This is a genomic window from Streptoverticillium olivoreticuli subsp. olivoreticuli, assembly GCF_003391135.1.
GTDB lineage: Bacteria > Actinomycetota > Actinomycetes > Streptomycetales > Streptomycetaceae > Streptomyces > Streptomyces blastmyceticus.
This window is the reverse complement of the sequence record NZ_CP031455.1, coordinates 7,787,147-7,811,786: the sequence shown is the minus strand read 5'-3', so window position 1 is coordinate 7,811,786 and position 24,640 is coordinate 7,787,147. Positions and strand designations below refer to the sequence as shown.

The 24,640-nt window shown below is 71.1% G+C and carries 17 protein-coding genes; 9 read left to right on the top strand and 8 right to left on the bottom strand.

The genetic code is table 11. From position 1 onward, the window contains the following. Positions 1-15 precede the first annotated feature (15 nt). Both DXZ73_RS33870 and DXZ73_RS33865 read left to right on the top strand, forming a co-directional pair. Positions 16-1,188: an anhydro-N-acetylmuramic acid kinase gene (locus tag DXZ73_RS33870; protein ID WP_116214763.1), complete on the top strand. Its 1,173-nt coding sequence runs from the start codon at positions 16-18 to the stop codon at positions 1,186-1,188. Positions 1,189-1,276: 88 nt separating this feature from the next. Next, positions 1,277-2,206: a DUF5996 family protein gene (locus DXZ73_RS33865; protein ID WP_116214762.1), complete on the top strand. Its 930-nt coding sequence runs from the start codon at positions 1,277-1,279 to the stop codon at positions 2,204-2,206. 22 nt (positions 2,207-2,228) lie between these two features. Here the strand turns inward: DXZ73_RS33865 and DXZ73_RS33860 are convergent, their stop codons facing one another. Then, positions 2,229-3,086, bottom strand: coding sequence for a maleylpyruvate isomerase N-terminal domain-containing protein (locus DXZ73_RS33860; protein WP_116214761.1), 858 nt, complete (start codon positions 3,084-3,086; stop codon positions 2,229-2,231). A 219-nt stretch (positions 3,087-3,305) separates the two neighbouring features. Here DXZ73_RS33860 and DXZ73_RS33855 point away from each other — a divergent pair, with 219 nt between their 5' ends. Further along, positions 3,306-3,752: a nitroreductase family deazaflavin-dependent oxidoreductase gene (locus DXZ73_RS33855; protein ID WP_116214760.1), complete on the top strand. Its 447-nt coding sequence runs from the start codon at positions 3,306-3,308 to the stop codon at positions 3,750-3,752. Between the two features lie 98 nt (positions 3,753-3,850). Here DXZ73_RS33855 and DXZ73_RS33850 read toward each other — a convergent pair whose 3' ends face one another. Further along, on the bottom strand, positions 3,851-4,918 hold the full coding sequence (locus DXZ73_RS33850; protein WP_116214759.1) for an ABC transporter permease: 1,068 nt from the start codon (positions 4,916-4,918) through the stop codon (positions 3,851-3,853). Between the two features lie 75 nt (positions 4,919-4,993). Between DXZ73_RS33850 and DXZ73_RS33845 the strand changes: the two genes are divergently transcribed. Together DXZ73_RS33845 and DXZ73_RS33840 are read left to right on the top strand one after the other, a co-directional pair. Beyond that, complete coding sequence (locus tag DXZ73_RS33845; protein ID WP_116216052.1) at positions 4,994-5,440, top strand: MarR family winged helix-turn-helix transcriptional regulator; 447 nt, start codon at positions 4,994-4,996, stop codon at positions 5,438-5,440. Positions 5,441-5,590: 150 nt separating this feature from the next. After that, positions 5,591-6,478: an MBL fold metallo-hydrolase gene (locus DXZ73_RS33840; RefSeq protein WP_116214758.1), complete on the top strand. Its 888-nt coding sequence runs from the start codon at positions 5,591-5,593 to the stop codon at positions 6,476-6,478. 27 nt (positions 6,479-6,505) lie between these two features. On the opposite strand, the gene DXZ73_RS33835 is transcribed toward DXZ73_RS33840, so the two are convergent. The 6 genes from DXZ73_RS33835 to DXZ73_RS33810 form a co-directional block, all read right to left on the bottom strand. Then, positions 6,506-7,423 carry a hypothetical protein gene (locus tag DXZ73_RS33835; protein WP_162890434.1) on the bottom strand — a complete coding sequence of 306 codons (918 nt, stop codon included), beginning with the start codon at positions 7,421-7,423 and terminating at the stop codon, positions 6,506-6,508. A gap of 147 nt (positions 7,424-7,570) precedes the next feature. Next, positions 7,571-12,115 (bottom strand): AAA family ATPase, encoded by a 4,545-nt coding sequence (locus DXZ73_RS33830; RefSeq protein ID WP_116214756.1) that lies wholly within the window; start codon positions 12,113-12,115, stop codon positions 7,571-7,573. Then, positions 12,112-12,519, bottom strand: coding sequence for an effector-associated constant component EACC1 (locus DXZ73_RS33825; protein WP_116214755.1), 408 nt, complete (start codon positions 12,517-12,519; stop codon positions 12,112-12,114). The genes DXZ73_RS33830 and DXZ73_RS33825 overlap by 4 nt, the downstream gene beginning before the upstream one ends. 73 nt (positions 12,520-12,592) lie before the next feature. Further along, positions 12,593-13,141 carry a PadR family transcriptional regulator gene (locus DXZ73_RS33820; RefSeq protein ID WP_116214754.1) on the bottom strand — a complete coding sequence of 183 codons (549 nt, stop codon included), beginning with the start codon at positions 13,139-13,141 and terminating at the stop codon, positions 12,593-12,595. 31 nt (positions 13,142-13,172) lie between these two features. Further along, complete coding sequence (locus tag DXZ73_RS33815) at positions 13,173-15,194, bottom strand: FAD-dependent oxidoreductase (RefSeq protein WP_116214753.1); 2,022 nt, start codon at positions 15,192-15,194, stop codon at positions 13,173-13,175. A gap of 137 nt (positions 15,195-15,331) precedes the next feature. After that, positions 15,332-16,693, bottom strand: a complete 1,362-nt coding sequence (locus DXZ73_RS33810; RefSeq protein ID WP_116214752.1) for a glycosyltransferase — start codon at positions 16,691-16,693, stop codon at positions 15,332-15,334. Positions 16,694-17,280: 587 nt separating this feature from the next. Between DXZ73_RS33810 and wecB the strand changes: the two genes are divergently transcribed. The 4 genes from wecB to DXZ73_RS33780 all read left to right on the top strand — a co-directional run bounded on the left by wecB (position 17,281) and on the right by DXZ73_RS33780 (position 24,626). Continuing rightward, a complete protein-coding gene (gene wecB, locus DXZ73_RS33800; RefSeq protein WP_116214750.1) occupies positions 17,281-18,603 on the top strand; it encodes a non-hydrolyzing UDP-N-acetylglucosamine 2-epimerase in 1,323 nt (440 codons plus the stop codon). 178 nt (positions 18,604-18,781) lie between these two features. Further along, a complete protein-coding gene (locus tag DXZ73_RS33790; protein WP_205519281.1) occupies positions 18,782-21,088 on the top strand; it encodes an NHL repeat-containing protein in 2,307 nt (768 codons plus the stop codon). Positions 21,089-21,110: 22 nt separating this feature from the next. After that, complete coding sequence (locus DXZ73_RS33785) at positions 21,111-23,417, top strand: NHL repeat-containing protein (protein ID WP_116214749.1); 2,307 nt, start codon at positions 21,111-21,113, stop codon at positions 23,415-23,417. 132 nt (positions 23,418-23,549) lie between these two features. Then, the gene (locus DXZ73_RS33780) at positions 23,550-24,626 is read left to right on the top strand and encodes a hypothetical protein (protein WP_240351609.1); all 1,077 of its coding nucleotides are present in this window, start codon (positions 23,550-23,552) and stop codon (positions 24,624-24,626) included. Positions 24,627-24,640: the final 14 nt, after the last annotated feature.

The following is a 24,640-nucleotide window of genomic DNA, read 5'->3' as shown; positions in this document are numbered from 1 at the left end:
GAGGCGGGTGCGGCCATGCGGGTGATCGGCCTGATGTCGGGCACGTCGTACGACGCCGTCGACGCCGCGGCGGCCGACCTGTGGACCGAGGGTGACACGCTGCGCCTGACGCCGCTGGGCACAGTCGGCCAGGCGTACGACGAGGGGCTGCGCGCGGAGCTCGCCGCCGCGCTGCCCCCGGAGCCCACCACCCTGGAGGCGGTGTGCCGCCTGGACACCGGGATCGGCCGGGCGTTCGCCGAGGTCGCCGCCCGCGCCGACCGCGAACTGTGCGCCGGGCGCGCGGACCTCGTCGCCTCGCACGGCCAGACCGTCTTCCACTGGGCGGAGGACGGCCGCGTCCACGGCACGCTCCAGATCGGCGGGCCGGCGTGGATCGCCGAACGCACCGGGCTGCCGGTCGTCTCGGACTTCCGCTCCCGCGACGTGGCGGCGGGCGGCCAGGGCGCACCGCTGGTCGCCCTCGTCGACACCATGTGGCTGCGCGACCGGCCGGGCCGCCCGATCGCCCTGAACCTCGGCGGCATCGCCAACATCACGGTGGCCGACGGCGGTTGCGCGTACGACACCGGGCCCGGCAACGCGCTGATCGACGCGGCCGTCCGCCATGTCACCGGTGGCCGCCGCGCCTTCGACGCCGACGGCGCTCTGGCGGCGCGCGGCACCGTGCACCGCCCGCTCCTGGACCGGCTGCTCGCCGAGCCGTACTACGCGCGGCCCGCGCCGAAGACCACCGGCAAGGAGCTCTTCCACCTGCCGTATCTGCTCGGTGCCTCGACGGGGCTCGGGCCGCTCCCCGCCGAGGACGTCGTGGCCACCGTCACCACGCTCACGGCGCACACCGTGGCCGACGCGGTCCGGGCCCAAGGGGGCACGGAGGTCGTCGCCTCCGGCGGGGGCACGCGCAATCCGACGCTGATGGGCATGCTGGGGGCGGCGCTGCCCGGGGTCGTGGTGCGCACGTCCGACGAGTTGGGCCTGCCGTCGGCGGCCAAGGAGGCGTACGCGTTCGCGGTGCTGGGCTTCCTGAGCGCGCACGGGCTGCCGGGCTCGGTCCCTACGTGCACGGGGGCCCGGCACGCCCGCGTCCTCGGCTCCCTCACCCCCGGCGCCGCGCCACTGCGCCTCCCCGCGCCCCCGCCCGGACCACCGCCGGTCCGCCTCCGCCTGACGCCGGGCCCCGGGTGACGGCTCGCGGGCGACTCCGTCCGGGATGCGGCGGCCCCGGCGGTCGCCTAGCGTCGGGGCCGGGGGCGAGCGCGAGGAGTGAGGTGGCGTGGAGATCTTTCCACCGGTTCCGCTGGCGGAATGGAAGGCTTCGAAGGAGACGCTGCACCGCTTCGCGCAGGTCGTCGGGAAGATCCGGCTGGCCGGGAGCGTACGGCGCAACCACTGGTGGAACGTCCCGTTCCATGTCACGGGGTCCGGCATCACCACGCGCCCGATGGGGCTCGTGGACGGCAACCCGGTCTTCACGATCGACTTCGATTTCGTCGCCCACCGGCTGATCGTGCGCGCCCTGGACGGCAGCGAGCAGTCGTTCTCCCTGATCGGGCGGTCCGTGGCCGACTTCCACCACCGGACGCAGGAGGCGCTGCGCGCGATCGGGGCCGAGGTGAGCGTCGAGCATCCGCACCCGTTCGACCTGCCCGATGTGCGGCGGCCCTTCACCGAGGACACCGAGCACGCCGCGTACGATCCCTTTTGGGTCAACCGGTACTGGCAGGTGCTGAGCCAAGTGAACCTGGTGCTGGAGGAGTTCTCGTCCCGCTACTCCGGCAAGATCAGCCCGGTGCATCACTTCTGGCACACCTTCGACATCGCGGTCACGCGCTTCTCCGACCGCAGGATCGACCAGCCGCGGGAAGTCGACCCGGTGACCCGGGAGGCGTACTCACGGGAGGTCATCAGCGCGGGCTTCTGGTTCGGCGACGACACCTTCCCCGCTCCCGCCTTCTACTCGTACGCCGCGCCGGAGCCCGCCGGTCTGGCCGACCGGCCGCTGCGGCCGGCGGCGGCACGGTGGAACGAGCAGCGCGGCAGCCATCTCGCCACGCTGGCCTACGACGACGTGCGCGGCGAGCCGGACGCCCGGCAGCAGGTGCTCGACTTCTACGAGTCGGTCTATCGGTCCGCGGCCCGCCTCGCGGGCTGGGACGCCGAACACCTCGCCTGCCCCGGGGGCGTCACCGACCCCGTCGCCTGACGGGGTCGCGACTTCTCCGGGGTCAAGGGCTGGCGACGAGTTCCGTGAGGCGGGTGGCGAGCCACGGTCTGCGGCCGGCGGCCCGTATCCGGCCGCGCGCGATCGCCTTCCACAGCGGTGTGCGCCGGAAGCCGATCAGCAGGAACGCGGTCGGCGCCGCGGTGATCCGGCAGTCGTAGGCGCGCGGCGGAGCGTCACGGGTCACCGTCGCCGTCCCGTCCTCGACGACGACCGCCAGCCGCGGGCCGCCCTTGATCGCGACGTCGAACGCGATCCGGACTCCTTGCGCCTTCGCCGTGTCCAGGGCGAGCGGCATCATCGTCGGGAACGCCTGACCGATCACCAGGCGGGCCTCGTCCGCCCCGATCGCCCATGGGAGCCGGGTGCCGCGGGCGATGTCGAGTCCGTGGACGAGGGTCTCGCTGAGCATCAGCCCGGTCGCGGCCGCGAGCGTGAGCCGGACGCCCTCCCCGTACCAGGGGGTCGCGACGGGAGTGTCCGGGGCGAGCCCCTCGGTGACCCTCAGGAACGTCTCGCCCCGCTCGGCGACGAAGTCACCGGACCCGCCGCACCCGTCCCCGCCGAAGAGGCCGATCGCCTTGGCGTTCACGGCCGTGATCCGCTCGATGAACGCGCCGCCGCCCGTGGGCAGTACGGCGTCCCACCCGTCGAACTCCCCGGTGAAAGCCGAGCAGTACGCCAGATACACGGCCTGGAGGTGCGCGCCGACATCGCTCACCGTCCACACCGGCACACCGGAGGGCGCGCCCCCGTCCGGGACGTCGCGCAGCAGCCGGACCAGGCGCGGGACGGCGGCGCGCAGCGCGGCGCGGGTCTTCTCGTGCTCGGCGACGGGATCGAGGCCGACGGCTGCGCCCACGGGACACCCCTCTGGCGGCGGACGGGCCCGCAGGTTACCGCCGGGGGCCTGGCGGCGGAAGGCGTCGGCGCGTTCCCGTCGACCGCGGCGTGGCCCTGCTGCGCCCGGCGCGGACGCCGGGGATGATGACAGCCGATCCGGTTGTTGAGCCGAGGTGCGGGGCGGATGCCCCGGCTGTGTGCGATGCGACTTGAGACTTCGTCGGACGGGACGGACAGCATGCCTCTTGAGGGAGAGTACGAACCGAGCCCGGATCACCGGGTGAGCGAACAGGTCGAGCTGTACGAGAGCTCGGGCGGCACGCGGGGGACGACGATAAGGGGCATGCCCGTCATCGTCCTCACGACCCGGGGCGCGAAGAGCGGCAAGATCCGCAAGACGCCGCTGATGCGGGTGGAGCACGAGGGCGGGTATGCCGTGGTCGCCTCCCTGGGCGGCGGCCCCAAGCACCCCGTCTGGTACCACAACATCGTCGCCGACCCGCGCGTGGAACTCCAGGACGGGCCCGTGCGCCGGGACATGACGGCCCGTGAGGTCACGGGCGAGGAGAAGGCCCTGTGGTGGGAGCGCGCGGTCGCGGCCTACCCCGACTACGCCGACTACCAGAAGGCGACGGACCGCGAGATCCCGGTCTTCGTCCTGGAGGCGGCACCGGCCGGGCACTGACCGCGAGCTCGCGCCTGCCGGCGTTACAGCGGTCCCCGGGGTCCGGGGCGGCGGCTCGCCTCCGCCCCGGTGACGCCCGCCCGGCCGGCGCTCCGGGCTCAGGAAGCGGGGGCGGTCCGCTTGCGGGCGTCGCGCGCGTCCCGCAGGTGGAGCAGCCCCGCGCAGGCGACGATCCAGACGACCAGGACGGCGATGCCGCGCCCCAGGCCGTCGTTGTGGAAGTACGCGAGCCCCTGGAGGGCGCGCACACCGGCGGCGACGGGCAGGACCTCGGACAGCGGGTGCAGCCATCCCGGGAGGTAGGGAGCGGGCATGACGCCGCCGCTGGTGCTGTTGCCGAGGGTCAGCAGGACGACCGAGGCCAGTCCGGCGCCCGCGGCTCCGGCCCACTTGATGAACACCATGGTCGCGCCGCCCGCCGCCATGGCCATCAGGGCGATCGTGCCCGCGATGCCCACGAAGGAGCCGGGCAGCGCGCCGAAGCCGGTGTCGCCCGCGACGAGGGCGATGATGATGCCTCCGAGGACGCCGAAGAGCGCGAGGCTGGCCATGCGCTGCCGGAAGCGCAGGACGGGCGCGGCCTGGTAGGTCATCATGCCGAACAGATAGCCGGCGAGGACCAGGCCGAAGGCCGCGTAGAAGATCGACAGACCGCGGGTGTCACCGGCGGAGGCGGGGAGGACGTCCTCCTGGGCGAGCCGGTGGCCGCCCGCCGCGGCGACGGGGCCGAAGGCCCCGGTGAGGGTGCCGGTGACCGAGGGCCCGTTGGCGCCCGCGTAGAGCAGCTTCGGGTCGCCGTGGCCGGTTCCGGGGAGGTAGGCGGCGTAGACGTGGCGGTGCTCGACGGCGTCCCGGGCGGCGCGCTCGTCGGCGTAGGGCCGCACGTCGAAGCCGCCGGGCAGGCCGGAGTCCAGACCTTCCCGGAGCCGGTCGGCCTGGTGGGACGTGCCCACGGCGGCGACCGGGAGATCGTGCGGTCTGGGGGCGTGGAAAGCGGCGAGGTAGACGCTGACGAAGATCGTCCCGATGGCCAGCACGACGGCCACCGGGAGGAGGACGCCCTTCAGGCCGCCCTGCGGGTGCCGCGGCGGCGCGGGGTCCGGTATGTCGGAGTGCGGGGCGGCGTGCCGCGCGGAGGTGGCGGGCGGGGAGGCGGGAAGTGACACGAAGACCGTCCAAACTTGTAAGCTGCCTTATAACAGTAACAGCGATCATAAGGTGCCTTACAAGTGGCGGTCCCCATGAACGAACAGACCCCTTACACCGGCTACCTCGCCTGGCAGTTCTCCCAGGCCATGGGCTCCCGTCTGGAGAAGGAGCTGCGCACCCTGGATCTGACCCTGGCGCAGCACCGCGCGCTCCAGCACGCCCTCCAGCGGCCCGGGGTCTCCAGCGCCGACTCCGCCCGCCGCGCCGGCATCACGGCCCAGTCCATGGGAGCCGCCGTGACCGGGCTCGTCGAGCGCGGAATGATGGAGCGCCGCCCGCACCCCACCAACCGCCGAGTGCTCTGCCTCTACCTCACCGAGGACGGCCGACGCCTGAGCGAGCGCGCACAGGCCGTCGTCGGCCGGGTCAACGACGCGGCGCTGGCCGTCCTCTCCCCCGCGGAACGGGCCACCGCGCACGACCTCCTGAGCCGCCTGGTCGCACACCTCAACCCGGACGCCCTGCCGCCGTCCGCGTGACGCCCCAGGGGGCGCCCTCGAGGCGACCGCCGAGAGCAGCGCCCCCGCGCAAGCACAAGGCCCGGACCCTGTTCCCTTTTCCGCACGGCGCGCGATACCCCTGAGGGTGGACGGCCGGCCGGCGGCCGCGGCGCGTGAGGGAGTCGGGCGATGGGCGACGAACGGTTCGAGGGCGGCTGGCGTGTGGACGAGCGGTGTACGAACTGCGACGTCGCCCGGCAGCTCGCCCCCGGCCTCATCGGCGAGGCGGACGGCCGCTCGGTCGTCCTGCGCCAGCCGCGCGGACAGGATGAGGTCCAACGGTTCCACGCCGCGGCGCACGCCTGCCCCACCCGGTCGATCCACCCGCCGGCCGGGCGGCTGGACCCGGCGCTGGACCCCTTCCCGATGGCCCTGGACGACACGGTGCACCTGTGCGGGCACAACTCCACGCAGACCGCGGGCGCCAACTCCTATCTGCTGAGCCGCCCCGACGGCACGACGATGATGATCGACACACCGCGCTGGAGCGCCCCACTGGCCGCGCGCTACGAGGCACTGGGCCCCGTCACCGACGTCCTGCTCACCCACCGCGACCACGCCGCGCACGGCCGCCGCTACGCCGACCGCTTCGGCGCCCGGCTGTGGATCCACGAGGGCGACCTCGACGCCGCCCCCGACGCCGACCGCGTGCTCCGCGGCACCGACCCGGCCCGGATCGCCGAAGGCGTGGTCGCCCACCCCCTTCCCGGGCACACGCGCGGGAGCGTCCTCTACGTCGCGGACGAGCGCTACTGCTTCAGCGGCGACAGCCTCTACTGGTCACGGACGACCCAGGACATCGAAGTGGTCGACAACGTCATCTGGTACTCCATCGAGGAACTGGCCGCCTCCCTGACCCGGACCGCCGCCAGCCTGCGCTTCGAATGGCTCCTACCGGGCCACGGCGACCGCCGCCACCTCCCGGCCGATGACATGGCCCGTCGAATGCGACGACTGACGTCATACGTACAGCAACTACGGCCCCGCCCGGTCGACTTCACGGCGACGCGCTGGTGAAGCAGGGCGGCGATGGCCCCGCCGCGCTCAGGAGGCCCCGTTCACCGTCACCTTCACGATGCGCCCCGACGCCTCGGACACGAACAGCTCGTGCCGGGGGTCGTGTTCGCCGAAGCCGCGGGCGACCCGGACGCTCGTGGGCGTACGCAGGCCGGTCACCAGGGTGCAGGAGCGGCCCGTGGCCGGGTCCACCTGGATGAGTTCGCCGTCGCGGAAGCTCGCGACCACCAACTTGCCCTCGAAGTACGTGAGGTCGTCGAGGAGCTTGGCCTTCAGGGGGTTCGGGCTGAGCTCGGTGACCGTGGTGTGGGCCGCAGGGTCCTTCAGGGGGACGCGTACGACCGGGGACGTGGTGTTGGTGATGACGCTCGCGTAGAGCGTGTCACCGACGATCTCCAGGCCATTGGTGCCGAAGACGTTCGCCGCCCGCGTCCACTCCTCGTCCTTCGTGCCGTCCGGGCGGAACTTGAGGATGCCGGTGGCCAGCTCGCGGCTGACGTAGAAGTTGCCTTCGGCGTCGATGGCCAGGCCGTTGACGCCGGAGATCCCGTCCACGACCTTCTCGGCCTTCGGCGTGGCGGCGGTCGGGTCGAACCGCATGACGCCGCCGCCCGTGGCCCACGACGTCAGCGGGCTCACACCGAAGTTGACGTACATCATCCCGTCCGGACCGCGCCGGATCCCGCCGGGGCCGCCGACGGGGAAGCTGGTCCTGAGCGTGCCGTCGGGGGCGTACCCCTCGACCCGGTTCTTGTTGAGGTGCGAGACCCAGAGCGTGCCGCGCCCGTCGAACTCCAGGTTCTCCCGCCAGTCGACCAGCGGTATGCCGCCCTCCCGGAACACCTCCACGTTCGCCTGCTCCGCACACGACCCGAGGGCCTTGGCGCCCGACGCCTGGGATGCGGCCGCCGGGATCTGCGAACCACCGACCAGTAATGCAGACACCAGACTCGCAGCGAAGACCGCTCTGCGTACGCGCTTCATGACGGGGCAGTTCCCTTCGGTAGCCAACTGAGGACGAATGTGCGCCAGTTGTCGGGAACTATAGAAGCAAACCGGAGGAATTCTCCAGAAAAACTCTCCAGGCGCCTCTCACTCGCAGGCATCCTTGTATCCGACGCCGGGCAGCAGTTCGTTCCATTGCTTGTCCGGCATCGGTGCGCGGCGGACGGAGCACAGGGTGCGGGTGAGCCGGTCGAAGTCGGTGCTCACTACGAGACTCTTGACCCCGAAGGCTTTGAAGGGGCTTCCGCTCATGGTCTCCATGAGGAGGTCACCACCAGGGCTCACTTCGAGGACCCTCACGTTCTGCGTCGCATCGGGCAGCACAAGCTGTTCATCGTCATCACCCGGTCGGGCACCGTCCGGATCGGAGACGCGCCACGCCCCGAGGAAGCCCTCATAGTTCGAGGCCACCAACAGTCGACGCTCCCGGGAGACGTGCAGCTTCTGCATCTTGGAGGCGGGACCCGGCAGGGGGGTGCCGTGTTGCTGCGGCTTCCGCAAGTCCCATAGCATCGGCTGACCGGCTTTGGTAAGGGTGGCCAGGGTGCGGTCGGAGGTCAGGGTGGACACCATCCAACTCTCCTGGCTGATCGACCCGGTGAACCGTGCGGTTCCATCGTCGGCCACGGCCCGTATATGCGCGTTCGGCTCCTGGAGCGAACTCGTCTTCTCCTTGCTCACCAGGAAAGCCCCGCTGGAACTGCCGAACACGGCTGACGGCCGTTCTTTCACCGTATCCGCCAGACGAGGGCGCCGGGCGTCGCGGACATCCCACAGCTGGGTCGCCAGTGGAGTCATCAATACCAACACACGGGGCCTCGCGAAGCCGACCAGTATCCGACCGCCGCTCTCCGGCCACGGCACCTGTCCGACGCGCTCCGGATGATCGATGTCGCGGATATCCCAGATCCCGATCGTCTTTTCGGACGGACCGCGCAAAGCGAGCAGCGTTCCGTCGCGGTCCACGTTGACCTCCACCGGGTCTTCGTCCCCCACTGCGCCGCCACGCACCACGAACTCGTGCCCGGGTCGCAGGTGACCGTCCTCGAAGTGCCATAACTTCAACCGCGTGTAGTCGCCGTTCTGGCTGAGGAGAAACCGGCCTTGCCCGACGAACATGGCCTTGTTCCACGGCTGCGGCAGTTGGGCGACTTGCTTCGGGGCACGCAAGCCGCCGACGTCCCAGATCTGTACGGGGCTCTTGTCGTTGCCCACACCCGCTGTCACGACATAGCGCGCGGATGGGTCGAACGCCTTGCCCGGCGCGTCCCCCGGATCCAGGATCGTCCCTGGAACCGATCGCGGCGGGGGCTCGCGCAAGGTGATGTGCCCAGCCTCGTCGCCGACCACTATGCCGCGCCCGTCGGGCTGGTAGGCGACGGAACGCGCCTTGCCGCCGACCAGCACGTCACTGTCCCTGTCGGGATCGGGTCCGTCGATGAACTCGTAGGTGTGGACCTGCTGGTCCGAACCACCCGCCGCCGCCACGAACCGCCCATCGGGACGGAAGGCGAGGGACGCATAGGCCCCGTTGGCGAGGCCGCTGATGCTGTCGCCCTTGTCCCGGGGATGGGCCGGGTCCGTCGTGTCCCAAGTCCTCAGCTTTTGCTTACCTCCTCCGGCCAGCAGCCGGGTTCCGGGCCGGAAGGCCAGGGAGAAAACCGATACGTCCTTCAGCGTGGCGAGCGGCTTGAGCGTACGGCCCTGGCTGCTGTCCAACAGCCGCAGGCTTTCGTCCTGCACTGACGCGGCGAGTACACGGCCGTCCGGGCTGTAGGCCACCTCCCCGACGATCATGCCCTCCTTGTCCTCGGCGATCTGGACCGAGGTGGGCACGGGGTGGAGGGGGTCACTCATGTCCCACAGCCATACGCGCCCGTTGTGGGCCGGTACCGCGAAGGTGCGACCGTCCGGGCTGAAGGTCACACCACCGCTGGATATCTCGTCGCGCCCGGTGGGCACCTTGGCCACCTGCCGGGGGTGCAGGGCATCGGCCGTGTCCCAGACGAAGAGAGCGTCCCGAGTGGCTCCGACGAGGTAGCGGCCGTCGGGGCGCCAGGCGGCGGCCACCGCGCCGCCGGTCCTCAGCACGGGGCCGGAGGCCGGGCGGTACGGGTCACTGGTGTCCCACAGCCGCACAGTGCCGTCCTTGGACGAACTCGCCAGCACCCTCCCGTCCTTGTGGAACGCCAGTTTCACGACCTTGTCGGTATGCCCCGTCAGGCTGAGCGTCACCGGGGACAGCGCGCTCCGGAGCAGGCTCGTACGCGCCTCGACCGTGTGCGCGGTGCGGTAGGCCGCGAGGCTCAGATCGAGCGCCGCCACGGCATCAGACGAGCGCATGGCCTCCGCCTGCCCGGCGATGAGTTTGGAGTCCAGCATCGCCGCTCGCTGCTGCGACCTCCCCCGCTCGATCACCGCGAACGTACCGACCCCCGTGAGCAGCAGCGCCAGACAGGCCGCCACGACGGCGTACGCCACCCGGCGCCGCCGCCGGATCCGCGCCGCTCGCACCCCGGCCTCGGCGAAGGCCCGTTCCGTCGCGGTGAGCGCGATGCGCGCCCCCGTGCCCTCGGTGGTCAGCCAGGGCCGGATCCGCTCCAGGCGGCTGCCGGTGTAGAGGTAGCCGGGGTCCCGGGCGTGTTCCTCCCAGGCCGTCGCGGCCTCGGAGAGCTGCTGGTGGTCGAGGAGTTCTGCCCTCGCCTCGCGGATCCACGAGCGCAGCCGGGGCCAGGCGCGCAGCAGTGCCTCGTGGGATATCTGGGTGCCGTCCTGGTCGGCGGTGACCAGGCGGGCGGCGGCGAGGCGGTCGCGCACGTCGGTGATGAGCCGGCGGTCGTTCTCCGCGCGGTCGGCGAGCAGGTCGGGAAGGTCGACCCGGCGACGTACGGCCTCGGCGCTCGCGGTCAACTGGATCATGCGCAGGAGGAGTTCCCGCAGGGCTCTGCGGGCGGGTTCGTCCAGTTCCTGGTAGAGGGCTTCGGTGGTGGTGGCGACGGACTCCCGGATGCCGCCGGTCGCCTGGTAGCCGGCCAGGGTGAGGACGGCGCCGGAGCGGCGCAGCCAGGTCTCGCGGAGGGCGTGGGCGAGGAATGGCAGCGCGGTGGCCTCCGGTGCCTCGTCCGCCGGGCCGTCCGGTCCGGCGTCCTGCCGCAGGTCCGCCATGAGCCGGTCGGTGAGGCCGCCCTCCAGCGCGAGTCCGGCGCCGAGTGCGGGCCGTTCGACGGCGGCCCGCAGGGCCTCCTCGCCCATGGGCGGGACGGTGAACTGACCGCGCTCCAGGGCCCGTACGAGCTCCGGGTGGGCCAGGCAGCTGCCGTAGTGGTCGGCGCGCAGCCCGAGGACGACACGGGGGCCCGCGCCGCCGGTGGCACACAGCAGGCGTACGAAACGGGTGCGTTCCTCCGGGTCCGTGCAGCGGGTGAAGGTCTCCTCGAACTGGTCCACGACCAGCAGCCGGCAGGCCGGGAATCCGGGGAGCGGTGCGGGGAGTTCCGCTCCTGCGGAGAGCGCCCGGTGGACCTCGTCCGCCGGGCGCCCGGTGGCCTGGGCCCAGCGTTCGGCGAGTGCCCGCAGCGGGTGCGGGCCGGGGGCGGGCAGCAGCAGGGCGGGCCAGGGCACGCCGGGGCGTCCGGCTCCGTCCCGGCGCTCCAGACCCGCGAGCAGCCCGGCGCGCAGCAGCGAGGACTTCCCCGCGCCGGAGGCGCCGACGAGGACGAGCGGGTGACCGTCGGCGGCCGGGTCGCAGACGGCGTCCAGGAGCCGTTCTGTGGCCTCTTCGCGGCCGAAGAAGTGGGTGTGGTCCTCGGCCCGGAAGGGTTCCATGCCGGGGTACGGGCAGGGCACGTCGGCGGGTGGCAGCGCGGCCGCCGGGAGGTCCGGGCGGTACGCGCGGTTCGGCGCGACGACGAGTGCGCCGAGGGTGCCCTCGCTCCGCCGGTGCGGGCGCACCGGACCGTCCCGGAACTCCCGGTCGAGGAAGGCGTGGACGTGGTCCATCGTCAGCCGGGGCGGGCCGGACGGATCGCCCTCCTCCAGCAGCCTCAGCAGCCGGCCGCCGAACAGGGTGTGCCGCTCCCCCTCCGGCGCGTAGGAGACGGCGAAGTCGGAGGCGGAGGTGAGCAGGAAGCTGCCGTCGGGGAAGGCCGAGTCGTAGACGCCGCGGAGGCCGCCGGGGGCCGCGGCGCGCCCGGAGAAGCAGCAGTCGAGCACCACCACGCTGCCGCCCCCGGCGCCGCCGAGCAGGCCCTTGACGACGCTGTACGGCACGCTGTGGGCGATCCTGTCCTCGGCCGGTGTGGCGCGGGTGGCGAGGTGGAGCTCGTCGCCGGGGCCGAGCAGGCCGTGTCCGGTGTAGCAGAACAGCACGGTGCCGGTGGCTTCGGCGACCGCCTCTTCCACGGCGCCGATCACGTCGTCGGCCGTGGCGTCGGCGGGCACCCGGTGGATGCGTTCCTCGGGCATTCCGCACACATCGCGCAGGGCGCGGGCCAGGTCGTCGAGCGTCGTGTCCACGCCGGGCAGGTCGGGGAGCGTCGATCCGGGCGCGTGCCGGCCGGTTCCGACGAGGACGGCCCGGGTGCCCGGTGCGGCCAGGCCGTTCGCGGTGGTCACGGCCGCGTCGCCGGTCATGGCGCCGACGGTGCGGAGGGCGGCGGCACTTCGGCGCGGCCGCCGCCCTCCACGGTGGCGGCCAGCCGCTCGGCCAGCTCGGCCGCCTGCCGGGCGTCGAGCCCCTTGACCTGGGTGGTGCTGAGGGTGAAGCGGGTGCCGTCGGGTCTGGTGACCGTCACCGTCTGCGTGCCACGGCGCGTCCGCACCCAGGCGACCACGGCCCCGGCGAACGCGGCCGCCACGCCTCCCGGTTCGAGCACCGCCAGCACCACGTCCCCGGCGGCCCCCATGGTCCCCGGCGCGGGCCCGTCCACCTGTCTGTGGACCCTGCCGCGCAGCCCCGGCTGCCCGACGAGCCAGCGCCTCAAGTCATCCGGCCCCGCGGGGCCGTTCACGCTCTCAACGGTGATGGTCACCTGCATGCTGTGATCGTAGTGAAGACCAGCGGCGCGTGAGGGGTTGTTGACGGGAACGGATGTCCGAGCGCGGCAGGCTCTATGCCCGGCCGCCCCCGATCTCCTCGATCTCCGTGAGCGCCTCGTCGAGCCAGGAGATCCAGAAGGACTCCAGGCCGATGCCGCCGCGGAGCACGAGACGGCGGAGCCGGTCCTGTTCGGCGTCCCGCTCGGGCGGGAAGTCGCGCTTCCCGATCGCCTCGTACTCCGCCAGCTGTTCGCGGTGCAGGGCGAGATGGCGGCGCAGCTCGGCATCGAGTCCCCCGGCGCCGACCACGCCCGCGGCGCGCACGCGCAGCAGGAGGGCGTCCCGGACGGGCTTGGGGTCTTCGGCTTCGGCCACCCAAGCGGTCAGTTCGGCGCGGCCCGCGGGCAGGACCTCGTACTCCTTCTTCTGCCCACGGGTCGGCCGCGCGGACGGCAGGGCGCGGATGAGCCCCTTCTCCTCCAGCCTGCCCAGCTCGCGGTAGATCTGCTGGTGCGTGGCAGACCAGAAATAGCCGATCGACTTGTCGAAGCGGCGGGTCAGTTCCAGCCCCGACGACGGTTTTTCGGCCAGCGCGGTGAGGATGGCGTGCGGCAGGGACATGGGCGTCATCCTATGCGGGGGCCTGTGCGGCTCAGACGGCCGAGGCGAGCTCCGTGCCCTGGCGGATGGCGCGCTTGGCGTCGAGTTCGGCGGCGACGTCGGCTCCGCCGATGAGGTGGACGGTGTGCCCGGCGGCGCGCAGCTCCTCGTACAGGTCGCGGCGCGGTTCCTGGCCCGCGCAGAGGACGACGGTGTCGACGGGGAGGGTGGCGGGGGTGCCGTCGACGGTGAAGTGCAGTCCGGCGTCGTCGATGCGGTCGTACGCCGCCCCGGCGATCATGGTGACGCCGCGGTGCTTGAGTTCGGTGCGGTGGATCCAGCCGGTGGTCCTGCCCAGTCCGGCGCCGACCTTGGACGTCTTGCGCTGCAGGAGGTGGACGGTGCGCGGCGGCTTCGGCCGCTCGGGGGCCCGCAGGCCGCCCGGCGTGCGGTAGTCGGTGTCGACGCCCCACGTGCGGAAGTACGTCTGCGGATCCCGGCTCGCCCCGTCGCCGACGTCGGTGAGGAACTCCGCGACGTCGAAGCCGATGCCTCCGGCGCCGATGATCGCGACGCGGTCGCCGACCTGGGCGCCGTCCCGCAGCACGTCGAGGTAGGTGACGACGCTGGGGTGGTCGATGCCGTCGATGAGGGGGAGGCGCGGGGTGACTCCTGTGGCGACGACGATTTCGTCGTACGCGCCCTGCGTGAAGGTGTCGGCCATCACCGGGGTGTTGAGCCTGACGTCGACGCCCCGGAGTTCGAGCTGTACCCGGAAGTACCGCAGGGTCTCGTCGAACTCCTCCTTGCCCGGGACCTTGTCGGCGATGTTGAGCTGTCCGCCGATCCGGTCCGCGGCGTCGTAGAGCGTCACCGCGTGGCCGCGCTCGGCCGCCGACACCGCGAACGCCAGACCCGCGGGCCCGGCCCCGACGACGGCGATGCGCTTGCGCAGCCGGGTGGGCGCGAGGACGAGCTCGGTCTCGTGGCAGGCCCGCGGGTTGACCAGGCAGGAGGTGATCTTTCCGCTGAAGGTGTGGTCGAGGCACGCCTGGTTGCAGCCGATGCAGGTGTTGATCGTCTCGGCGCTCCCCCGCCGCGCCTTGGCGACGAAGTCGGGGTCGGCGAGGAAGGGACGCGCCATGGACACCATGTCCGCGTGGCCGTCGGCGAGCAGCTGCTCGGCCTTCTCGGGGGTGTTGATGCGGTTGGTGGTCACCAGGGGGATCGAGACCGAGCCCATCAGCTTCTTGGTGACCCAGGCGTACGCGCCGCGCGGCACGGACGTCGCGATGGTGGGGATGCGGGCCTCGTGCCAGCCGATGCCCGTGTTGATGATCGTCGCGCCCGCCGCCTCGATCTCCTTGGCGAGGGCGATCACTTCCTCCAGCGAGGACCCGCCGGGCACCAGGTCGAGCATCGAGAGCCGGTAGATCAGGATGAAGTCGGTGCCGACGCGCTCACGGACCCGGCGGACGATCTCGACGGGGAAGCGTATGCGGTTCTCGTACGCCCCGCCCCAGCGGTCGGTGCGGTGGTTGGTGGCGGGGGCGATGAACTCGTTGATCAGGTACCCCTCGGAGCCCATGATCTCGACGCCGTCGTACCCGGCGAGCTTCGCGAGGCCGGCGGCCCGTACGAAGTCCTCGACGGTCCGCTCCACCTCGTCGTCCGTGAGGGCGTGCGGGACGTCGGCGGCGATGGGCGCCTTGAGCGCGCTGGGCGCCACCAGGTCCGGGTGGTGCGCGTAGCGGCCGAAGTGGAGGATCTGCATCGCGATCTTCCCGCCCTCGCGGTGCACGGCGTCCGTCACGACCCGGTGCCGCCCCGCCTCCGCCTCGGTGGTCAGCGAGGCGCCGCCCGCCCAGGGGCGGCCCGCCTCGTTGGGCGCGATGCCACCGGTGACGATCAGCCCCACGCCGCCGCGCGCCCGGGCGGCATAGAACGCGGCCATCCGCTCGAAGCCGTTCTCGGCCTCTTCGAGGCCGACGTGCATCGACCCCATGAGCACCCGGTTGGGCAGCGTGGTGAACCCGAGGTCGAGCGGGCTCAGGAGGTGCGGGTACGGGCTCACGGCGAATCCCTCTGCTTCCTGCCGGGTCTGTCGAGACAGCCCTGTCTCTGGAAGCGAGGTTACGACCGGCCGGACCCTTTTGCAACGAGTTGCATAACCGAGCCCATCGACCGCGCCCGCCTGCCCCTCGCGGCAGCTCAGCCCGCCGCCTCGGCCTCCCGGGTGGTCTTGGTCCAGCCCGTCTGCCCGCGCACCATGCGGAACAGGGCACTCCAGGCGCACAGGAACGACATGTAGTTCATGACGACGAAGGAGTGCCCGAGCATCAGGGCCCGCGGCAGGCCCACGGCCTTGTCCCGGCGCAGATACGTCCAGGAGGTGATGAGCGCGGGCGCGAAGGTGAGCAGGTACCAGGCGGCCAGGTTGGCGGGCCACTTCAGCCAGGTGGCGTTGAGGGCGGTGGCGCGCCGGCCGTGCAGCACCAGGACGTTGGGGCTGCGGATGAACCAGATCAGGCAGTACTGGAAGAGGATCGACCACGGCAGGTCCAGCACCCAGGGCACCAGCAGGTAGGAGAACATCTCCAGGGCGGCCAGGTGCCTCATCCGGGGCGCCCGCCATATCTCGCCCATCCGCCCGATCGACGTCATGTGGCCCTGGTACCAGCGGGTCCGCTGCCGGATGAGCCGCCGCAGATCGCTGACGCCCTGCTGGTCCACGGAGGCGTGGGCGGTGGTCCGCAGCCGCCAGCCGCGCACGGCGAGGCTGATGGCCAGGTCCAGATCCTCGGTCAGCGATCGCGACCAGGGGCGTTCACCCAGGCCGTCCAGAGCGCGGAGCCGGGTGAACTGCCCGTTGCCGCCGAGGCTGACGGTCGAGGTGAGGTTGCGGCCGAACTGGGTGACCGCGGCCATCGCCCAGAACTGGTAGTCCTGGAACCAGGTCAGGAAGTTCCCGCGGCGGTTGCGGATGCGGACACCGAGTTGCACACCGCCGACGCGGGGGTCGTCGAAGAGCGGCAGGACGTGGCTCAGCGCCCGGTCCGAGAGCCTGCCGTCCGCGTCCATCACGCAGACGATCGCCTCGCGGGGGTCCTGGCCGCGCGCCGTGACACTCTCCCGAATCCGCCGTATTCCATGGTTGAGGGCCTCGCCCTTGCCCTGCCGGGCGTTCGGCGGCTCCCGGCGCAGCACGACCACCTCGCCCGGCCGTCCCGCCGCCCGTGCCTCCGCACCCGCCCGTTCGGCCTCCTGCCCCGTGGCGTCGTCCGAGCCGTCGTCGATGACGACGACCGTGGTGCGCGGCCCGAGCAGCCCGGCGACCGTGGCGCCGATCACGGACTCCTCGTTGAGGCAGGGGACGAGGGCGTACAGATGACGACGGTCGCGGCGGCCGAGGTGCGGGCTGCCGTACGCCGTGTCTCCCTGGACGCGCAACGCGGCCTTCTGGCGGCGCAGTTCGAAGAGTCCCGCGCCCATGGCGAGGGCGAGATAGCCCGCGGACATGCCGATGACGGCATAGCCGATCGTGTCAACGGCCTTGAGCAGCTTGCGTCTCACTGGCGGATCTCCCACTTCTGGCGTCTCCATGAGGCCGACCCCACCGGAATGATGGGGTCCGGATATCGACGGGCGGGCACCACCGGTTGGCCGATTCCTCGTTCCGGGGCCGGTTCCACCCATTCCCGTCCGGTCAGGCGACGCTGTATCTCCCGCCCCAGAACGAAACCCACGGGCAGCACCGCCACACCGATCGTCGCCAGCAGGGCCCCGCGACCGGATGCCACACCTCCCCCGACACGGGCCGCCGCCATGCCGCCGACCAGCGGCCAGGTGAATCCCGTGTACATAGCGCGGAGGCACCTCCGGGCAGCAATGAGCGCATCCTGTGCGCGAGGGGAGAGGAGAGCCCGACCACTCTCGCTCAGGAAACGGCCGGTGACCAGACCCCGCTGCGGCTTGAACGGGGCGACGGAAGGCGGTTTCGCGCCGACCCGGATGCATCCGGCTGCCCATCCCTTCAGGCATACCAAGGATTTCCCGCCCAACGATTATGAACGCTGCCCGGATCAGGCCAACCATGCCGAATCGGGCCCGTTGCACGGAGCGCACACCGGGAGTTAGTTTCATCGGCGGGCCGCACTCCAATGCCTGGAGCAGTAGGTACCTATTTCAACTTCCGCGCCTTCACGCGATCTTCCGTACTGCTCAGCGACGGTAGTTCCGTGCGCCACCATTCTTTGCGTTTACGTCATCTTGACGGCGGCCCGATTCCCCGCGCGACGGACGGAGAGCATGGAACGTTGAACGGCAGACAACGCATTGTCATTGTCGTGGGCACTCGCCCCGAGGCCATCAAACTCGCCCCGGTCGTGCGGGAATTGAATCGACGCAGCTGGGCGGAGCCGGTTCTCATCGCCACCGGCCAGCACGGCGAGGTCGTCCGGGACACCCTCTCCTGCTTCGGGCTGCGCGCACAGGTGGAGTTGACGGCACCACCCGGTGCGGATTCGGTCACCGAGCTGACGGCCGGGCTGCTGAGCCGACTGGGCGAAAGGCTGCGCGCGCCCGCGGCCCACGCGGTCGTCGTCCAGGGCGACACCGCCTCCGCCCTGGCCGGGGCCATGGCCGGGTTCTACTCCTCGATCCCCGTGGTGCACGTGGAGGCGGGGCTGCGCTCCGGGGACCTGCGCAACCCGTTCCCCGAGGAGGCGAACCGCCGCATGATCACCGAGGTGAGCGATCTCCATCTGGCGCCCACCCGTGCCGCTCACCGGAATCTGGTCGCCGAAGGGGTCGCGGCCGAGCGGATCCTGGTGACCGGCAACACCGTGATCGACGCGGTCGTCGCCGCGAGCCGGCGCCCGCCCGCCGATGGCGATCCGCTTCTGCGTCGAATCGAGAAATCCGCTCCGCTGGTTCTGGTGACCGCGCACCGCCGGGAGAACTGGGGAGCCCCCATCCGGCGCATCGGCCGGGCAGTGGCGAGTCTCAGCCACCAATACCCGGAAGTCACCTTCGTGGTGGCGGCGCACATGAACCCTTTGGTCCGTACCACGATCGAGGAATCCTTGCACGACCGCCCCAATGTGCAACTGCCGGGCCCCATTCCGTACGACGCCTTCGCACGGCTGCTCGCCCGCTCCGTTCTGGCCATCACGGACTCGGGCGGAATTCAGGAGGAGGCCGCCGCCTTCGGCATTCCGGTTCTGGTGACCCGTGACAACACCGAGCGAACCGAAGGAATCAATTCCGGTCTCGCCCGGCTCGTCGGCACCCAGGAGTCGGAGATCGTGGCGGCGGCGGAAAAGGAATTCGTACGCGAGGGCGCGCTGTCGGGCACGACGAATGGCCCGTACCCGCAGCGCAATCCCTACGGCGACGGAAGGGCGGCCCGGCGCTGCGCGGCCGCCTGCGGCTGGCTTCTCGGCCTGGCGTCCAGGCCGTCCGACATCCCGAGGGAGTGGTGATGACGCCTCGGCAGCGCGGCCCGCGGTGGCGGTCGCGGACAAGGGCGCGGCCGGGAGCGCGGAAGACAGCGCTCCGGCGGCGGCCGACAACCGCACGACCCACAGACCGCCTTCGGCCGTCAGGTCCCACCACCTCTGAGCGCCCCAGTTCTCCGACCAGAGACAGGAGCACCAACTCATGGCAACCACATCCAGCACCGGAATCGGCCCGCAGCCCGCGGGCCTCGCCGAAGGCGCCATCGCCACAGTGGCGGGCACCGGCGCGGCGGGGTACGTCTCCGACGGCGGGCCGGGCGCGCTGACCAATCTCCACTACCCCGAGGGCCTGGCGGTGGACAAGGCGGGGAACCTGTACATCGCCGACCGGCTCAACCACCGGGTCCGCAAGGTATCTCCCAGCGGCATCATCACCACCGTCGCAGGCAACGGCGAGGCCGGGTACATGTCCGACGGCGGACCCGCCGTCGCCACCCGGCTCAACGCGCCCGTGGACGTGGTGATCGACGACGCGGGCAACCTCTACATCGCGGATCTCTACAACCACCGGGTCCGCAAGGTCACACCCAGCGGCATCATCACCACCGTCGCAGGCAACGGACAAGCCGGATACGTATCCGACGGCGGACCCGCCATCGCCACCCCCCTCCACCACCCGCACGGCGTGGGCCTGGACCGCGAGGGCAACCTCTACATCAGCGAGTGGTCCGGTCACCGCGTCCGGAGGGTGAACCGGAGCGGCATCATCACCACTGTGGCAGGCAACGGCACCGCCGGATACATCTCCGACGGCGGACCCGCCATCGCCACCAGGCTCTACTGCCCGGACGGACTGACCTTCGACCGCGAGGGCAACCTCTACATCGCCGACGTGGGCAATCACCGGGTCCGCAAGGTCACACCCAGCGGCATCATCACGACCTTCGCGGGCAACGGCACCGCCGGATACATCTCCGACGGCGGACCCGCGGTCACCACCCGGCTCAGTTCCCCCCGGAGGGTGACGTTGGACGAGGGCGGCAACCTGTACATCTCCGACCAGGACAACCACCGCATCCGGAGGGTCGACCCGGACGGCATCATCACCACCGTCGCGGGCAACGGCACCGCCGGATACGTGGACGACGGCGGACCCGCCGCGACCACCCGGATCTACTTCCCTCAAGGCCTGGCCCTGGACCGGGCCGGGAACCTGTACATCGCCGACTACAACAACCACCGCGTCCGCGGCGTGACACGCGTGGCCAAGATGACCCCACCGCTCCCGCCGGCCGCCGACCTGTACGGGGAGGTCGTCAGCCCGTACCGGGTCCAGCGCGGCCAGGAGTTCGACCTAGGCGCCCGCATCGCCAACCGCGGCCCGAACACAGCCGACGGACAGCACGTGACCGTCGTCCTGACCTTGGCCGACGGGCTGGTCGGCGGCCCCGGCGCCACAGGACGACGACTCACCCGCACCTTCACCGGACAACAACTACTGCCCTACCAAGGCACGTTGGACGGAGTCTTCCGGGTCAGCGCACCCGACAGCACACCGCCGGGCACGTACGAGTCCACGCTGGAGATCCACTACAGCGGCGACCTCAACCTCAAGGACAACACCTTCACCCTCCCCGTCACGGTCGTCGCACCCACCCCCGTAGCGGACGAGACCGCGCTGACGATCTACCAGGACACGGTCCCCGAGGTCGCACCGGGCCAGCGGGCCACCTTCACCGTGCGGTACGCATCGCCCACCGGGCAGCCGGTGAACCCGGGCACGATCACCCAGCGCTTCACCGCCCCGACGGGCTTCGTCTTCACCGGTCAGCCCACGTACGCGTACTACGAGACCGTCCACGGCATCGTCTCCGGAAACCTCGACCACCGGTTCGAGGACAGTGGCCGGACCCTGATCATCACGGCCAATCCGCACGTCAACACCACGACGACCGATGCCGGTTCGGTGATCTACACGATCCCGGTCCAGGTCCTGCCCGACGCCACGCCCGGACGGTACGACAACGGTTCGGCCAGCATCGGCCGCCACACCCCCGTCCAGATCTCCGGCAAGGTCACCGGCACCGCCCAGGACGAAACCGCGCTGCACGTGGTCCAGGTATCGGTTCCCCAGGCCGCACCGGGCCAGACCACCAAGTTCAACCTGGAGATCCGCTCGCTCAACAACCAGCCGGTCAACCCCGGCACCATCGAGCAGCGCATCACCGCCCCGACGGGCTTCGCCTTCACCGGCGCCGCCTCGTACGGCTACTACAACGTCAAGCCGTACGTCACCGGAAACCTCGACGCCTCGCTCGAGGACGGCGGAAAGACACTCGTCATCCGCTCCAACCCGCACCTCAACACCGGAACCACCGACAAAACAGCCCTCATCCACACCCTCGTCATTCGAGCCCTGCCCGACGCGAAGCCCGGCACACAGCCCGGCGACGGCCGCGCCGCGATCGGCCGCCTCGCACCTGTGCCACTGAGCGCCCGAGTCCTCTGACCAGAGACAGGAGCACCAACTCATGGCAACCACATCCAGCACCGGAACCGGCCCGCAGCCCGCGGGCCTCGCCGAAGGCGCCATCGCCACAGTGGCGGGCAACGGCGCGGCCGGATTCGTCTCCGACGGCGGTCCGGGTGCGCTGACCAAGCTCAACAGCCCCATCGGGGTCGCCGTGGACAAGGACGGCAACCTGTACATCGCCGACCGGTTCAACCACCGAGTTCGCAAGGTGGCGCCGAACGGCATCATCACCACGGTCGCGGGCAACGGCACCGCCGGATACATCTCCGACGGCGGACCCGCCACCGCCACCCCGCTCAATGCCCCTGATGGCGTCGCCGTGGACAAGGACGGCAACCTGTACATCGCCGACCGGGCGAACCACCGGGTCCGCAAGGTCACACGTAGCGGCATCATCACCACCATCGCGGGCAACGGCACCGCCGGGTACATCTCCGACGGCGGACCCGCCACCGCCACCCCGCTCAACAGCCCATACGCGGTGGCCTTGGATCCCGGCGGAAACCTGTACATCGCGGACTTCGGCAATCACCGGATCCGCAAGGTCACACCCAGCGGCATCATCACCACCGTCGCAGGCAACGGGCAGGCCGGATACGTCTCCGATGGCGGCCCGGCGATCGCCACCCGACTCTACGGCCCCTTGGGGCTGGCTGTGGACGCCGAAGGAAGTCTGTACATATCGGACAGCAGCAACCACCGGGTCCGCAAGGTCACACCCAGCGGCATCATCACCACCGTCGCAGGCAACGGCACCGCCGGATACATCTCCGACGGCGGACCCGCCGTCGCCACCCGGATCCACTACCCCTGGGGCCTGGCGGTGGACGAGGCAGGCAGCCTGTACATCGGGGAGCACTCGGGCCAACGAATCCGCAAGGTCGCTTCGGACGGCACCATCACCACGGTCGCGGGCAACGGTACCGCCGGATACGTGGACGACGGCGGCCCCGCCGCGGGCACACGCCTCTACACCCCCACTGGGGTGGCGCTTGACCGGGCCGGGAACCTGTACATCGCCGACTACAGCAACCATCGGGTCCGCGGCGTCACGCGCGTGGCCAAGATGACCCCGCCGCTCCCACCGGCCGCCGACCTGTACGGAGAGGTCGTCAGCCCGTACCGGGTCCAGCGCGGCCAGGAGTTCGACCTCGGCGCCCGCATCGCCAACCGCGGACCCAACTCGGCCGACGGACAGCACGTGACCGTCGTCCTCACCCTCGCCGACGGCCTGCTCGGCGGCCCCGGCACCACAGGACGACGACTCACCCGCACCTTCACCGGACAACAACTCCAGCCCTACCAGGCTACGTTGGACGGAGTCTTCCGGGTCAGCGCACCCGACACCACGCCCCCGGGCACGTACGAGTCCACGCTGGAGATCCACTACAGCGGCGACCTCAACCTCAAGGACAACACCTTCACCCTGCCCGTCACGGTCGTCGTACCCGCTCCCGTAGCGGACGAGACGGAGCTGACGATCTACCAGGACACCGTCCCCGAGGTCGCCCCGGGCCAGCGGACCACCTTCAACCTGCGATACACCTCAGCCACCGGACAGCCGGTCAACCCAGGCACCATCACCCAGCGCTTCACCGCCCCGACCGGCTTCGTCTTCGTCGGGCAGCCCACATACGCGTACTACGAGACCATCCACGGCATCGTCTCCGGAAACCTCGACCACCGGATCGAGGACGACGGCCGGACCCTGATCATCAGCGCCAACCCACACGTCAACACCACCACCAGCGACGCCGGCTCGGTGATCTACACGATCCCCGTCCAGGCCCGCCCCGACGCCATCCCCGGACAGTTCGACAACGGCTCGGCCAGCATCGGCCGCCACACCCCCGTCCAGATCTCCGGCAAGGTCACCGACACCGCCCAGGACGAAACCGCCCTGCGTGTGACCCAGGCATCGGTACCCGCGGCGGCCCCCGGCCAGACCACCAAGTTCAACCTGGAACTCCGCTCGCTCAACAACCAGCCCGTCAACCCCGGCACCATCGAGCAACGCATCACCGCCCCGACAGGCTTCGAGTTCACGGGCGCCGCCTCGTACGGCTACTACAGCACCAAGCCGTACGTCACGGGGAATCTCGACACCCGGCTGGAGAACGGCGGAAAGACACTCGTCATCCGCTCCAACCCGCACCTCAACACCGGAACCACCGACAAAACAGCCCTCATCCACACCCTCGTCATCCGCGCCCTGCCCGACGCGAAGCCCGGCACACAGCCCGGCGACGGCCGCGCCACCATCGGCCGCCTCGCACCTGTGCCACTGAGCGCCCGAGTCCTCTGAGCCGTCCGAGCCGCGGGCGCGAACTTCGTGCCCGCGACTCAGCGGCGATCCACGCGGGTCCCGTCCGGCCCACCCGAGCCGGACGGGACCCGCGTGCACGTCAGCCATCCGACGAAGAGGTGTTACATGGACGTGGCAACAACGAACGACGGAATCGCGGAGCCGACAGCGCCACTGTTCGGCGGCACCATCACCACCGTGGCGGGGATCGGGACCGCCGGGTTCGGTGGCGACGGCGGGCCCGCCACCGCGGCCGGTCTTCGGTGTCCCTACGGCGTGGCGCTCGATGCCTCCGGCTCCCTCTACATCGCCGACTATCAGAACCACCGGGTGCGGAGGGTGGGCCCGGACGGCATCATCACCACCGTGGCCGGTGACGGCACCAAGGGATACGGCGGCGACGGCGGACCCGCCACCGCGGCGAGCCTCAAGGATCCCGCCGGTGTGGCAGTGGACCGCAAGGGCAACCTCTACATCGCCGACCGCTCCAATCAGCGGGTGCGGAAGGTGGGACCGGACGGCATCATCGTCACGGTCGCCGGCGACGGCACCGCCGGGTTCGGCGGTGACGGAGGGCCCGCGACCACCGCCTCGCTGAACTTCCCCCACGCCATGGTGGCCGACGGCGCCGGTAACCTCTACATCGCCGACGACTACAACCACCGGGTGCGGAAGGTGGGACCGGACGGCGTCATCGTCACCGTGGCCGGTAACGGCTCCGACGGTTTCAGTGGTGACGGAGGCCCCGCCATCGCCGCCTCACTGCACTTCCCCCACGCCGTGGCGGTGGACGGCATCGGCAACCTCTACATCGCGGACCGGTACAACTACCGGGTACGGAAGGTGGGCCCGGACGGAATCATCACCACGGTCGCCGGCGACGGCACCATCGGGTTCGGCGGTGACGGGGGACCTGCCACCGCGGCCGCCCTCGACCTGCCGCAATGTGTGGTGGTCGACGACGACGGCAACCTCTACCTCACCGATTACGGCAATGAGCGGGTGCGGAAGGTCACCGCGGACGGGATCATCACCACGGTGGCCGGCGGTGGGGCCAAGGGGTACGGCGGCGACGGCGGACCCGCCCTTCTGGCCACGTTCGACCAACCGCTCGGAATCGCGCTCGATGACGTCGGCGGTCTGTACATCGCGGACTTCGGCAACCACCGGGTGCGGAGGACGAGCGGCGGCGCACCGCGGCACGCATGATTCCGCCGCCCTCA